General features: G+C 64.9%; 9 protein-coding genes, 1 tRNA gene and 1 pseudogene. 4 read left to right on the plus strand and 7 right to left on the minus strand.

Features of this window, described 5'->3' with window-relative positions; all coding sequences use genetic code 11:
- Positions 1 to 40 precede the first annotated feature (40 nt).
- The 3 genes from QX094_RS26565 to QX094_RS26575 all read right to left on the minus strand — a co-directional run bounded on the left by QX094_RS26565 (position 41) and on the right by QX094_RS26575 (position 1,851).
- Entirely contained in the window at positions 41 to 589 is a 549-nt protein-coding gene (locus tag QX094_RS26565) for a phage tail protein (RefSeq protein WP_315711947.1), read from the minus strand.
- 62 nt (positions 590 to 651) lie between these two features.
- The gene (locus QX094_RS26570; RefSeq protein WP_315711949.1) at positions 652 to 1,179 is read right to left on the minus strand and encodes a phage tail protein; all 528 of its coding nucleotides are present in this window, start codon (positions 1,177 to 1,179) and stop codon (positions 652 to 654) included.
- Positions 1,180 to 1,308: 129 nt separating this feature from the next.
- Entirely contained in the window at positions 1,309 to 1,851 is a 543-nt protein-coding gene (locus tag QX094_RS26575; RefSeq protein WP_315711950.1) for a phage tail protein, read from the minus strand.
- A gap of 1,002 nt (positions 1,852 to 2,853) precedes the next feature.
- Here QX094_RS26575 and QX094_RS26580 point away from each other — a divergent pair.
- Positions 2,854 to 7,284 carry an IPT/TIG domain-containing protein gene (locus QX094_RS26580; protein WP_315711951.1) on the plus strand — a complete coding sequence of 1,477 codons (4,431 nt, stop codon included), beginning with the start codon at positions 2,854 to 2,856 and terminating at the stop codon, positions 7,282 to 7,284.
- Positions 7,285 to 7,484: 200 nt separating this feature from the next.
- Complete coding sequence (locus tag QX094_RS34615) at positions 7,485 to 7,571, plus strand: LEPR-XLL domain-containing protein (protein ID WP_409977884.1); 87 nt, start codon at positions 7,485 to 7,487, stop codon at positions 7,569 to 7,571.
- 149 nt (positions 7,572 to 7,720) lie between these two features.
- Here QX094_RS34615 and QX094_RS34620 read toward each other — a convergent pair.
- Both QX094_RS34620 and QX094_RS26590 read right to left on the minus strand, forming a co-directional pair.
- Positions 7,721 to 8,281: pseudogene (locus tag QX094_RS34620) on the minus strand (septal ring lytic transglycosylase RlpA family protein); the annotation flags it as partial.
- A 333-nt stretch (positions 8,282 to 8,614) separates the two neighbouring features.
- A complete protein-coding gene (locus QX094_RS26590) occupies positions 8,615 to 8,869 on the minus strand; it encodes a hypothetical protein (RefSeq protein WP_315711953.1) in 255 nt (84 codons plus the stop codon).
- Positions 8,870 to 9,208: 339 nt separating this feature from the next.
- Here QX094_RS26590 and QX094_RS26595 point away from each other — a divergent pair.
- Positions 9,209 to 9,298 (plus strand) — tRNA-Ser (locus tag QX094_RS26595).
- A 603-nt stretch (positions 9,299 to 9,901) separates the two neighbouring features.
- On the opposite strand, the gene QX094_RS26600 is transcribed toward QX094_RS26595, so the two are convergent.
- Positions 9,902 to 11,233 carry a hypothetical protein gene (locus QX094_RS26600; protein WP_315711954.1) on the minus strand — a complete coding sequence of 444 codons (1,332 nt, stop codon included), beginning with the start codon at positions 11,231 to 11,233 and terminating at the stop codon, positions 9,902 to 9,904.
- Between the two features lie 357 nt (positions 11,234 to 11,590).
- Complete coding sequence (locus tag QX094_RS26605) at positions 11,591 to 12,235, minus strand: Spy/CpxP family protein refolding chaperone (RefSeq protein WP_315712622.1); 645 nt, start codon at positions 12,233 to 12,235, stop codon at positions 11,591 to 11,593.
- A 469-nt stretch (positions 12,236 to 12,704) separates the two neighbouring features.
- Here QX094_RS26605 and QX094_RS26610 point away from each other — a divergent pair, with 469 nt between their 5' ends.
- Positions 12,705 to 14,045 (plus strand): ABC transporter substrate-binding protein, encoded by a 1,341-nt coding sequence (locus QX094_RS26610; protein WP_315711956.1) that lies wholly within the window; start codon positions 12,705 to 12,707, stop codon positions 14,043 to 14,045.
- The last annotated feature ends 26 nt before the right edge of the window (positions 14,046 to 14,071 follow it).

The following is a 14,071-nucleotide window of genomic DNA, read 5'->3' on the forward strand; positions in this document are numbered from 1 at the left end:
GACGAGCTCGCTCCCGGTCGTCACTCCGAGCCTGCTCGGCTCAGGAGTTGTTGAACGACGGGAAGATACCCGCATAGCAGATGCACCAGATCAGTGCCTGGGTCGGCTGCATGTTGTCGTGCGGGATGCTCTGCCCGGTCAACGCCATGGCGTTCGGTGCGAGCGTGGTGGTGCTCGGCAGCGGCACGAAACCATTGAAGATGGGATCGATGGCGGCCATGGTCCCGGCCGTTCCCGGACCAGGCGCCGCATTTGCGGCCGTCTTGCTCCCCAACTGCAGACCGTGGGTGTGCGCCGCCATCTCACTAGTGATCAGGCCGACCGTGCTGCTCCCGATCGATTCGCCGATCACGCGTGGCTGAAGGCCCGGACCGTCGCCTTGACTGTTGGTGATGCAGCCGCTGAGGTTGGGGAGTTGAAAATTGCTGGTCCCATTGCCGCCGAAGGCGGTGCCGATCAACGCGAACAGGGGTGTGAATCGCTGGATCGGCACCAACTGGCCGAAGCATGGCAGCCAAGCCTGGTTGAAGCCCTGAGCAGCAAAGGTAAACGGGAAGGCCTGGATTTCGCCGATATACGGGTCCGACACGTGGTCTCTCCTCAAATCCAGTGAAGCGTGAAATCTGCCGACGCGCGTAGGACGAGGCGCGATCAGCCCGATGACGGAAAGATGCCGGCGAAGCAGATGCAGTAGTTGCCCACGACCGTTGGCATGATGTTGTTGTGCGGCAAACTGTTGCCTGCAAGCGCGACGCCGGCCGCCATCGTCTCATACGGCGCGGCGTCTGCTGCCGGCGCGTACAGATTTCCGGCCGACGCCGTCGCCAGGTGGACGGTCGCACCCGGCGTCTGCGTTTCCGCCGTGACGGTCGACGACATCAGCGCGTGGCTATGCGCGGGCATCTCGTTCTCGATGAGAACGTGTCCGTCCTCTCCGGCGATCTCGCCGAGCACATAGAGCGGCAGAGCCGGTCCCTGCCCCTGGCCAATCGGCACCCGGCCGCGCAGATCGGGCGCATTGAAGGTCTGCACGCCATCGCCGCCATAGGTAGTGCCGATGATGGCATAGAGCGTATCGTATTGTGCGATCGCCAGGCTTTGTCCATTGCAGGCCAGCCAGCCATCCGGCACCCGTGGAAACCCGAACAGCCGGATTTCGCCGATAAAGGGGTCTGACATCGCCGAAGTCCCTTTCAAGTATCGATTGCAAATCAATGTCGGGAACGTGTCGCCTCTCACGAAGCGCAGTTCGGAAAAGCTCAATCATGGAAGCGGTTTGCTGGAGCTGAACGCTTCGCGGTCGAAGTCTCAGTCGCGAGACGGAAAGACGCCGTTGAGCGCAATCATGTAGTTGATGACCAGGTACGGCTGCATGTTGTTATGAGCTTGATTGCCGCCTTCATTGAGGACATTCGTGCCCGGCGCCAGCGGCACCTCGCCGCTGCCTGCGGTCACGAAAATAGACTTTGGGCCGGACGGCGGAATCGTGTTGGTGCCGAACAGATTGTTGGTCGCCGAAGCGCCTCGTCCGGTTCCCTGCGCCGTCGATGCCAAAACGATGTGGTTATGGCTTGGAAGCTGCTGTGCGTTCAGGGTCACCGAAACCGTGCCGCTGGTCATGCCGGCAGGAAAGGTGCCGCTGCCGCCGGTGGATCCGAGAATCGCACGGCCGCGCAAGTCGGGCAGCGCGAACGTTCTGACGCCATCACCACCGTAGTAGGTCCCGAGCAATGAAAATAGCGCCTGATTGGTCTGGATTGCCAGCAGGGCGCCGTTGCACAGCGCCCACCCTCTCGGCACCGTCGTGCCGGCAAAGGGCATGATCTGACCCAAGATGGGCTCTAACGGCATGCTCCCCCCTCTTGCAGCAGGCGATGGATCGCCTTGTCATTGAAGCGCGGAATATCGACGCGCGATGGGTCAAAAACGCAGTGCGTCACGACGCATATGCTCGCAAAGATTGTTAGTGGGCGGAACCGGCGCAGTCAAGCCCGCACGCGCAGTCATAGATAGCAACAACTTCTGGCGGTGTCGCTCGGAACGAGCAGCGCTAAGTCAGCTGCCGCGCAAGATGTGCTGCCGCGGAAGGCGCGGCGGACTTAGGCGGTTCCACCACACACTGCCCTGTTGCCGAGCTGCAACTGACGGTCGAAAAGTGCTCGCAATGGCTGGGTTTTGCCGGGAACAATCGTCTGCCTGCTTGCTCGCCGCGCACCGTCACGGCCTAATGCACGTAAACGACCTAATACACACGATAACAGTCGAATTTTTAATCAAAGATTTTGCAGCGGCATCGTCCAGCTCGAGGACGGGCCGCGAGGGGGCGTCGTGAATCTCACTGCCGGGATCTGGATGGTGGTCCGTGCCATGGGGTACGCAATCGCCCACGCTTTCGGCTTCTCGCTCGACAGACCGCCGGCACGCCCGTCCTCCCATGCGACAGCCTCTGCTAGCAAAGCAGGCGCGCGGTGCTACGCCGTTGTCTCGGCAGTCGTGGGCCTCGTATCCTTTTCTGCAAGTGATGCCTGGGCCGCCAATTGCGGAGCTGTGTCAGCATTGACGGTTTCGACCAGCATTGCGCTGAACTCGCAGATCACGTTCAGCGTCAATGGCGCCACCGGTCCCGGCGCGACGCTCGTGCCGAAAACGGGCACACAATACAATCGAATCGCCAACAGCGGCCTGTACAATGCGTGCGGAACCGACACAAATACTGGTTTCCCGATTACGGGGGCCGGATCCGACACATCCGCATCGATCGCTGGTTCGAATGGGGGCGTCTACACGATCACGCCGATAGAGACGATTGATCCCAATAACGGCAATGCCTACTACGTAACTTATAATCTGACGATGACGACGGCGCCGCCGACGACCTCAGACACGATCGTGCTGAACTATTCGTCGACGACTGATGTTGGCACTGGCACGTTCGGCACCACCGATAGTGGCCTGACCATCTCGCTCACGAACGTCACGCCCAGCCTCTCCGTCACCGCATTGTCACCGAATTCCGGGCCGACCGCGGGCGGCAACTCGGTCGTCATCACCGGCACCGGATTCACGGGGACCACGGGCGCCGGCGGCGTGAAGTTCGGTTCGAACAATGCGACGAGCTACGTGGTCAACTCCAGCACCCAGATCACGGCGGTCGCGCCGGTCGGGTCGGCGGGCACCGTCAATGTGACGGTCACCAATGGCGCCCCCTCCCAGGCGGCGCCGGCGAATCAATACACCTATGTGGCCGCGCCCACGGTATCGTCGATCGCGCCGACATCAGGCCCCGGCTCCGGCGGTACATCTGTCGTCATCACCGGCACCGGCTTCACCGGCGCGACCGCGGTCAATTTCGGCGCCACGTCTGCGACCGGATTCACGGTCAACTCGGCCACCCAGATCACCGCGACGTCGCCGGCCGGGACCGGCACCGTCGATGTGACCGTCACTACTGTGGGCGGAACATCGGCAACGTCTGCCGCCGATCAGTTCACCTACATTCCCGCACCGACCGTGACCTCGATCTCGCCGACCTCGGGCCCCGGCGCCGGCGGCACCACGGTGACCATCACCGGCACAAACTTCAGCGGAGCCACCGCGGTCAATTTCGGCGCCACGCCGGCGACCGGCTTCACGGTCGACTCGGCGACCTCGATCACCGCGACTTCGCCAGCGGGAACGGGCACAGTCGACGTCCGCATCACGACCGCCGGTGGCACCTCGGCCACCTCGGCGGCCGACCAGTTCACCTACATCCCCGCACCGACCGTCACCTCGATCTCGCCGACCTCGGGGCCGGTGGCCGGCGGCACGACGGTCACCATCACCGGCACGAACTTCACCGGCGCCACCGCGGTCAATTTCGGCGCGACGCCTGCGACCGGCTTCACGGTCAATTCGGCCACCTCGATCACCGCGACATCGCCCGCTGGGACCGGTACGGTCGATGTCCGGGTGACGATTCCGATAGGCGGCACCTCGGCCACATCGGCGTCGGATCAATTCACCTATGTCGCGGTACCGACCGTGACCTCGATCTCGCCGACCGCAGGTCCGACAACCGGTGGCACGTCAGTCACGATCACCGGCACCGGCTTCAGCGGAGCGACGGCGGTCAATTTCGGCGCGACGCCGGCGACCGGCTTCACGGTCAACTCGGCAACCTCGATCACGGCAACGTCGCCGGCCGGGACCGGCACGGTCGACGTGACCGTCACAACCGCCGGCGGAACGTCGGCAACCAGTGCCGCTGACCAGTTCACCTATGTAGCCGCACCGACGGTGACCTCGATCTCGCCGACATCGGGCCCTGGTGCCGGCGGCACCGCGGTGACGATCACCGGCACCGGCCTCAGCGGCGCAACGGCAGTGAATTTCGGCGCCACGCCCGCGACCGGCTTCACAGTCAACTCGGCGACCTCGATCACCGCGACCTCGCCGGCCGGCACCGGCACTGTCGACGTGCGCGTCACGACCGCCGGCGGCACCTCGGCGACCTCTGCGGCCGACCAGTTCACCTACATCCCCGCACCGACCGTCACCTCGATCTCGCCGACGTCAGGTCCGGCGGCTGGCGGCACCACGGTGACCGTCACAGGCACGAACTTCACCGGCGCCACCGCGGTCAATTTCGGCGCGACGCCTGCGACCGGCTTCACGGTCAACTCGGCCACCTCGATCACCGCGACCTCGCCCGCTGGGACCGGCACGGTGGACGTCCGCGTCACCACCGCGGGCGGCACCTCGGCGACGTCGGCAGCGGATCAGTTCACCTTCATCGGCCCGCCGACCGTGACATCGATTTCGCCGACATCCGGGCCTGTCGCCGGCGGCACCTCCGTGACCATCACCGGCACCAGCTTCACCGGGGCGACCGCGGTCAATTTCGGCGCCACGCCAGCGACCGGCTTCACGGTCAATTCCGCCACCTCGATCACGGCGACCTCTCCGGCGGGGACCGGCACCGTCGACGTCCGCGTGACCACCCCGAGCGGCACCTCGGCGACGTCGGCGGCCGACCAGTTTACCTACTCGCCGGTACCGACCGTGACGTCTATCGCGCCGACTGCCGGGCCGTTGGCGGGGGGCACTTCCGTGACCCTCACCGGCACCGGCTTCACGGGAGCCACGGCGGTTAATTTCGGTGCGACGCCGGCGACCGGCTTCACGGTCAACTCGGCCACCTCGATCACCGCGACCGCGCCCGCCGGCACCGGCACGGTCGATGTGAGGGTGACCACCGCGGGCGGCACTTCGGCCACCTCTGCGGCCGATCAATTCACCTATACGACAGCTCCGACCGTCACCTCGGTCGCACCAACCTCCGGACCTGGGATCGGCGGCACCTCGGTCACCATCACCGGCACCGGCTTCACCGGGGCGACCGCGGTGAATTTCGGCGCCATCGCCGCGACCGGCTTCACGGTCAACTCGGCCACATCGATCACCGCGACATCGCCAGCGGGGACCGGCACCGTCGACATCAGGGTCACCACCGCCGGCGGCACCTCGGCGGCCTCGGCGGCTGACCAGTTCACCTATATCGGCGCGCCCACCGTGACATCGATCTCGCCGACGTCAGGCCCCGCAGCCGGCGGCACCACGGTCACCATCACCGGCACCGGCTTCGCCGGCACCACCGGCGCGGGAGGCGTGAAGTTCGGCGCCGTCAATGCGGCGAGCTACACCGTCAATTCCGCGACCTCGATGACGGCCACCTCGCCCCCCGGCACCGGGGCGGTCGATGTGACCGTGACCAACAACGGGCAGGCGTCCGCGACCTCAGTCGCGGACCGGTTCACCTATTTGTCGGCGACGACGCAGACAACCCTGAGCTCGTCGCAGAACCCGAGCCAGGGCGGTCAACCCGTGACGTTCACGGCAACGGTCACAGGGTCTGGTGGAACGCCGGCGGGCACGGTCACGTTCAGCGACAACGGCACGCCGATCGGGACCGCGACGCTGAGCGGCGGCGTTGCGGCCTTCACCACATCCGCGCTTGCGGTGGGCAGCCACACCATCATCGCAAGCTATACCGGCAGCCCAACCTTTGCGGCGAGCACCTCGCCCGGCCTTGCGCAGACCGTGAACGTTCCGCTCGACAGCGTCAGGCTTCGCGCGTTGCAGCTCAACGTCACCAAGATGGTGGCTCAGAACTCAGGCCAGGCCATTTCCGGGGCGATCGACGATGCCATCGCTGATGGCTTCAATGATGGCGGCGCGTTCGTGACGCCCAGCAACGGCCGCATGCGCTTCAACTTCTCGGCTGACCCGCGGGACCAGGACGACGCCGCGGCGGCCCCGAGCTCTGCCAATCCGGGCAGCGATGCCTTTACAGACCGTGGCGGAAACCCCGGCCCGGATGGCAGATCCGCCCGTGGCCGGTCGCGCATCGACAATGCGTTCGCAGCGATCGACCAGCAGACACCGAAGAAGGCGTTGCGAAAATGGCACGAGGACAAGCAATGGCTGCTCTGGGCCGATGTGCGTGGCACGAACATCGACCGTTGGAGCACGACGAGCACGTTCGGCGTCACTCAGGCAAGCCAAACCTCGCTCTACGGCCAGCAGATCAACGCGCTGATGGGGTTGACCTACAAGGCGACGCCAAATGTCCTGATCGGCGTGCTCGGCGGCTATGAGACCTTCAGCTATACCGAGCAGGATATCAACGGGAAGCTCAAGGGAGACGGCTGGACGGTTGGCGCCTATCTCGGCTGGAAGATCTTGCCGACACTCCGCTACGATGCGACGGTCGCTTATTCCGGCATCGGCTATAACGGCACGGCCGGGACGGCGCAGGGCAATTTCAACGGCGAGCGCTGGATGGCGTCGACGGGACTGACGGGCATGTACAAGGCCTACGGCTTCCTGCTCGAGCCCTCGGCCAAGGTCTACGCGCTGTGGGAGCACCAGAATGCGTATACCGATTCGCTCGGTACCCGGCAGGGCACCAATGACTTCGCCAGCGGCCGCGCCTCCGGTGGCCTGAGAGCCGCCTACCCGGTGGCCTGGTTCGACAGCGGCATCGTGCTGACGCCCTTTGTCGGCATGTATGGCGACTATTACTTCAACAAGCAGGATGCCAACACGCTCGCCGACGGCGGCACCGGTCTGGCATCGACCCCGCTGCTGCAGGGCTGGTCGGCCCGCGCCACGGGCGGTCTCGGCATCAGGACTCAGGGCGGCGCCAGTCTCGGGCTCGGCGCCGAGTTGGGCGGCATCGGCGGCAGCACCCGCGTCTGGACCTACTCGGCGAGAGCGCGCGTGCCGTTCTCGGCCCAATAGAGCTGTGTTGATCGCCGGAATCAAAACCGCCCCGGCATGGGGGCGGTTCACGTGAACAAGCCGTGCTTGGCGGAGTTCAGTACAGGCCGCGGCCGCTCATGATGTCGCGCGCCTCGTTGGCGCCGTCGTTCGGCTCTGCCCTGCCTTGCGAGACGTAGCGGCCGTCCTGGTCATAGGACACGGCGCGCGGGTTCTCGAGGTTGCGGCCCCGTGTCCTGCTCGACGCCGACATTTCCGAGGTCGCCGCCATCGAAGCCATGTCGGCCGAACCGTTGCCGAGCGTGTAGGGACGCCCCTCGGGCAGCGGGACCTCGCCGCGAATCGGGCGGCCTGAGCCGATCTCGGGAACGAACGGCCGGGCGGAGGCGACGCGGACGAGAGAAGGCGCCGGCGCCGGGATGCCGGTGCGCAGGGTTGCCATCAGTTGGGTATCGTCGGACCCTTCGAGAGGGGCGCGGCCGACATATTCGACGCGGACGCGGGCGACGCCGTTGCCCTTGAACTCGAGCAGATCGGCCGCCTTGTTGGAGACGTCGATCAGCCGGTTGCCGTGGTACGGGCCGCGATCATTGATGCGGACGATGAGCGATTTGCCGTTGGCGAGATTGGTGACGCGGGCGTAGCTCGGCAGCGGCAGCGTCGGATGGGCGGCCGTCAGCGACGTCATGTCGAAGACCTCGCCATTGGCTGTCAGCCGGCCGTGAAAATCATCGCCATACCAGGAGGCCATGCCCTCGGCGCGATAGTTGGTGTCCTCCTCGGGAACATAGGTCTTGCCGGCGACGGTATAGGGCTTGCCGATGCGGTAGACGCCACCGCCCTTCGGCACCGGCTCGCCGAATCCGACGACGCGCGGGCTCGACGACACGCCGTATTTCGGATCGACCTTGCTGGCGAACTTGTTGGACGAGGCGCAGTTCGCGACCATCAGGCAGGCGAGGACGGCGACGGCACTGCGCACCGCTCTCTCGACCGGATCTGTTTGACCAATCCCCATCGACCCCAATTACCAATGTGCCGGTCGCAGCCGAGCCATCCCGTCAGGCCCGCGCGTCCCGGCTTGTCCCCGAGTCGCATCCCCGCAACTCAATGCACAAGGATAACGCAACCCGAAGACGGCGGAAATGGGGTGGGCCCCGCCGTGGTTAACCGGAGCTTTCCTGCGGTTGTGACGTGGACGGTGGCCGCCCAGGCGTGCACCTCCGCTGTGCCTCCGTGTTGCGAGTGCACCTTTTTGGACACATATGTTGCGTGAAATCCTCACCTACGAGTGTTCTCATTTCCCGGGACCTGAATCATTTTGACTGTGCAGGGCTGCACGTCGTTTGCTTCACGTGGGGCGCAACAGGGTGTGTTCGCTATGATCGAAGCAATGACGGCAGTGATGGGCTTGGTTGGCGCCGGGATCTTCCTTGCTCATGCGTTTGAAGGCGTCCGCTCGCGGGCCTGAGTCCGGACGGATCGGACAGCCGACGCCATGGTCGGCTCTCGTCCGCGTCGATGTTTGCGTCCGCTTCAATAACGACACTTCAGGAGCATCCCTGAAGCTGGCAGTTTCGACCAGCAGATCATCCAGACCGCTCATCGCCCGGCCCTCGGTTTTCTCCGGCCGGTGCGAGATCGGACCGGTAGCGCAGCCGCAGCAGGTGGCCCATGCGACACCAAGATTTACGACATCAAGCGTTGCGACACCAAGACTTGCTCTCGGGGAGCTTTCTCGCCCTGGCAGCGCTGAGCACGGCAATCTTGTGCTCCGGCCTGATGGCTTTTGCGCTCAGGTGAGCGCGGGCTTTGAGCTGAGGCCGTCCGGGCAGGCGTGAATGCGCCGTTGACGAGCCGCAAGCCCGCACCCTAAACAAGGATCGCGTCGATACCGCGCCGCCGTGGCGTGGACGTCACCGACGTCCCGGACACGACGCCGGATGGAAGGGTGGCCGAGTGGTTTAAGGCACCGGTCTTGAAAACCGGCGTGCCCGCAAGGGTACCGTGGGTTCGAATCCCACCCCTTCCGCCAAGACATCAATAAAATCAATAATTTGCAGAGCGCTTAGGCTTCCAGCGCGCAATCCAAGGCACAATGCGCTCAGGATTGCTTTCGGCCTTGTCCTGCTGACTGCCCTGCTCTGGCTGTCCTTGTGCTTGGCGGTCCTGTCGAGGGCAAAGGCTCGCGCTCGGCCATTCCTTGAAGCTGTCCGGATGCCAAGCGCGATGCTTTGACCGGGTGCGTTGTTGCCGATTGCATAAGGGGATGCACTCGCCCCCGCGGCCCAACCATGGGCTTCGAGAGGAGGTGAGTTGGCATGACACAATGCGAAGCTTGCGCGGGCAAAGGCTATCACGTGGAAATGCGGCCGGTTCGATGGGGCAAGAAAAACGAGCCCTATCGTGAGTGTCCAAAGTGCGAAGGGACTGGAAAAACCAAACCAGAGGCGTTCGACTAGGGCGTAGTCCGGGCCAAACACTAAACCCGCCGGTGCGGAGCCGGCGGGTCGTTCTCAGATCAGCTTTGCGACGATCTCGTCCTCTTCCACGTCCCCGAACTTGTTGCTGATCGCAGTGCGTGCGATGGACCGGCTGGCTGCGCAACGCTGGCGAGGCGCCCGCCGCCTCCCCGTGCTCAGAGCCGGGCGCCTGGCCAACGACCAGGGTGCGCTCCAGGGCTTGCCTGCGGCGCGCGGTGGCCGTTCACAGCGCCGGCGGTCTCGGGCGTCACGCCGACCCGCTCCATCAGTTCGCGAACGTCGCGGATGCGGCTGTCGAGAAGGCCGTGCATCTCAGTCAGCGTCCAGCGCAGCTCATCCACCGCGCCCGGCGCCGCGTCGGGAAAATGCGAGAGATGATAGATCATCTCGTTGAGCACCTGCCGCAGCCCGTACAGGTCGTCATGGGCGAGCTTCTGGACGTCGAGCTGGCCGAGGAGCCGCTGCACGAAGCTGCGGCGATCGGGCGGTACATGGCGCAGATCGACGAACCGGTTGACGTGGAAGGCGCGCGGCGCCTCGGCACTGCCGGCCGCTTGGGCCAGCGCGAGGCGCACGCTGTCCGCGTTGAGGTCCTCGGTATCGACGGAGAGCGTGTTCGGGAACAGGCTCTTGTAGCGTTCGATCAAGGCGTGGGTCTTGTCGTAGTACCAGCCGAACTTCTCGGCCAGCGACAGATCCATCCATTGCTGCTTCGACATCTCTCCGAAGTGGAAAGCGGTCGGACGCTTGCGCTGCGCGGCCGGCGAGTCGGCGTAGTAGAGGTGGTTCTGCGGCGACAGCTCGGCATTCTCCACCAGACTTGCGATGCATGCCGCGCGGTCACGCCGGCGCAGATGCACCAGCGTGACCTGATCGCCGAGGAGCTCGGCGATGATCGGCAGCACGGCCGCGTAGCCGTTGCCGACGACGCAAGCATGGGGGCAATCGAGGATCGTCTGACGAATCTGATCCGCGAAGCTGGGATCGTTGGTTTCCTTGAGCTGGCAGAACAGCTCATTGAGCTCGCTCGACGCCCATTCGTGCACGGCCCTGTCGCCGTTGCCCTGGTTGTCGAACACCTCCTGCATCATCCGCGTCAGCGACGTCGTGCCGTCCCGGCCGGTGCCGACGCACAGCACCCGCAGCGTGGAAGGCGGAGAATTCCTCAGGGCCGCGTCGCGGCCATTGCCGGAGGGGCGCGTCGCTCCATTGTCCGAGACCACGGCCAGGCGCTTACGCGCCAGCCGGCGAAGCTCCGCGGACGCCGCCTCCCACTCCAGCCTATAGCCGTCGCGCTCGTCGCGCAGGCGGCCCATGATCACGCCCCTTTCTTCCGTGATGCGCCTGTACCGCTCGGACTCGTCCTTCGCGGCGATCAACTCCGCTTGCAGCGCATCGACGAAGCGTTTCACATCCGCATCGAGGCGGCTTTCGGTGCTGGCGGTGTCAATCCCCAACCGGTTCTCGATCCACCGGCGCAGTCGCACTCTCGACAACAATAATCCTCCAAGAAATCGAGCCGAACGGCCTGCTGATCGTTAGCCGCCCGATCGCTGCTGCGATTCAGCACGCCTGCGAAGACCGCCCTGCCGGCTCCGGCTCTCCATGTAATACAATTGCAATGTACATCAAACTGCATCGCAATTCGGTTGCAGAGGCAGCGATGTTGGCCGGCACGTTGCGCGAGCCGCGCCCGCTCGTGCCCGAAAAATGTGCATGCCGCGCGACCAATGGCCATTTGAGGGTATTAATACACCGCGATGCGGCGCGAGTGCGGTGGTCATGCGTCACGGCACGCCGCTGCTGCCAACGGGCACGGCCGCGACGACGCCAACTCCGTTGAGCTAGTCCAGCCCGCGCTCGCGACTCAGGCGCACCATCTCGTCGATGAAGATCTGCTTCTGCTTGTCGTCGAGGCTGGTGAACAGCGGTTCCGATGTGTCGGCCACCGCGCGCTGGTCGGCGGCGCGATCGACCAGGAACTGAGCCTCGTTGCGCATCTGCTCGACGATGTCGTCCGGCGGATCGCGCTTCGACCGCGCGATGCGCAGCTCGAGTCGATCCGCGCCGTTGCGGCCGAGCGCGTGCATCGCGTTGGCGAACGGACCCCAGTTCTTCGCCTGCTCTTCCGTCAGGTTCAGCCCGGTCTTCAGGCGCTCGATATTGCTATCGCTGTTGGCGACGATCTGGTCGGCCGTGAGTTGCGGGGCGCCCGGCTGCGTCAGCATCGGCGTCGCCTTGGCGACCTTGCTCGTCTTCGTCGCCTTGGAAGGCTTCGCCTTCCTGCCCTCGGCCGGCGGCGCCTCGGGCTGCGCACTCTGCTGGCCGCTGTTGCCGGTGAACGCCCCGGTCACGCCGGTGACCACGCCGACGACACCGCCGATCGCGCCGCCGAGCACACCGCCGACCGGGCCCGCCGCCCTGTTGCCTTCGCGCGCACCCTGCTCGACGCCCTTGAACAGGCCCTGCGCGGCAGGCTGACGCGGCAGGCCCACAAGGCCAATGAGGCCTATTGACACTCCTATTGCGATGCACCGGAAAGACCGGCGCCAGATGCCGGGGCTCATCATCATCAGTTCAGGCTCCGTGCGCAGTCGCTGGTCGTGACGACCATGATTCCAACGAATTCTACCGTTGCCGCAACGCGCAAGTCCATCTGCCGCACGCGGCGCGATGCATCGGACGTGCCCAGCTGCACTGGTTCCTCTCGGCTTCCTGCTCGGCCGAGACGCGCTTTGCACTGCAACGCTCAGCACTGCGATGCAATCAGTTGCGGAACCTGCGACGAAATGTGCACGCCATTAGTTCTAGGATTCGCCTCACCGGCTTTCTCGACAGCCGCTCGCAATTCTGCTCTGATTGCATCCAAGCGAAATCCATGCGCGCATGACGCGACGCAACAACTAACAAATCGGATTCGCATCGACAGAATGCTTGGCTCACCAGGGAGGGAACGCCATGTCACGGAGGAAGCTGAACCGCCGACAATTCGTTGCTGCGACCGCTGCCACCTCGGCGGTCATGATTGCCGCGCCCTATGTGCGTGGCGCCCACGCCGCCGGCAAGCTCTCGATCGGCTTCTGGGACCATTGGGTTCCGGGCGCCAACCAGGCTTCGACCGATCTCGTCAACGAGTGGGCCGCCAAGGAGAAGGTCGAGGTTCAGATCGACTACATCACCAGCCAGGGCAAGAAGATCGAGCTGACGATCGCCGCCGAGGGCGCCGCGAAGTCCGGCCACGATCTGATCGCCATGCCGACCTGGTGGCCGCATGCGCATGCGGAACTGCTGGAGCCGGTCAACGACATCATGGAGCCGATCATCCAGGAGAACGGCGAGGTCAACGGCACCGTCAAATATCTCGGACAGTCCGGCGGCAAATGGCTCGCCGTGCCGGCCTGCGTCGGCAGTCAGATCAAGGGTCCCTGCTCCCGCATCGATCTGATGAAGAAGCATGCGGGCATCGACGTGCAGGAGATGTATCCGGCCGGATCTCCACCGAAGGCCGACAATTGGACCACGGAGACCTTCCTGAAAGCGGCGGAGGCCTGCCATAAGGCTGGCGTGCCGTTCGGCATCGGGCTTGGCGAAACCACCGACAGCGTGGACTCCGCCGGCGCGTTCTTCCAGGCGTTCGGCGCGGATCTCGTCAACGCCAAGGGCGATGTCACGGTGAAGACGGATGCCGTGCGCCAGGCGCTCGAGTTCTACAAGCGGCTGATCGCGGCGCTGCCGCCGGATGTCGCCTCGTGGGACGACGCATCGAACAACAAATGGCTGGTCTCGGGCAGGGGCGCGATGATCATGAATCCGCCGAGCGCCTGGGCGGTGGCCAAGCGCGACGCGCCGCAGATCGCCGAGCAGTGCTGGACTCACGGCTTCCCGGCCGGCCCCAAGGGCCGCTTCGCGCCGTTCCTGCCCTACTTCTGGAGCATCTGGTCGTTCTCCAAGAACAAGGAGGCGGCCAAGAGCCTGATCGTGCACCTGTCGAAGCCGTCATCGATCGAGAAGATGGTGGTGGCGAGCGGCGGCTACGATCTGCCGGCCTATCAGAAGCTGACGACGCTCAAGGTGTGGCAGGAGGAGGGACCGCCGAAGGGGACCCTCTATCACTATCCCAACCCCTATAATCACCAGACGCTGTCGATCGCAGCCTCCCCTGCTCCGCCCAAGATCGCGCAGCAGATCTATGCGCAGGCGACGATGACCAAGATGTGCCTGCGCTACGCCCAGGGCGAGAAGATGGAATCGACCCTCGCCTGGGCCGAAGGCGAGTGCGAGGGCTTCATGCGCAGCTGAGGCATGCTCGAAGCAACGCCGGCGGT

The sequence above is a fragment of the Bradyrhizobium sp. SZCCHNS1050 genome, assembly GCF_032484785.1.
Taxonomy (GTDB): Bacteria; Pseudomonadota; Alphaproteobacteria; order Rhizobiales; family Xanthobacteraceae; genus Bradyrhizobium.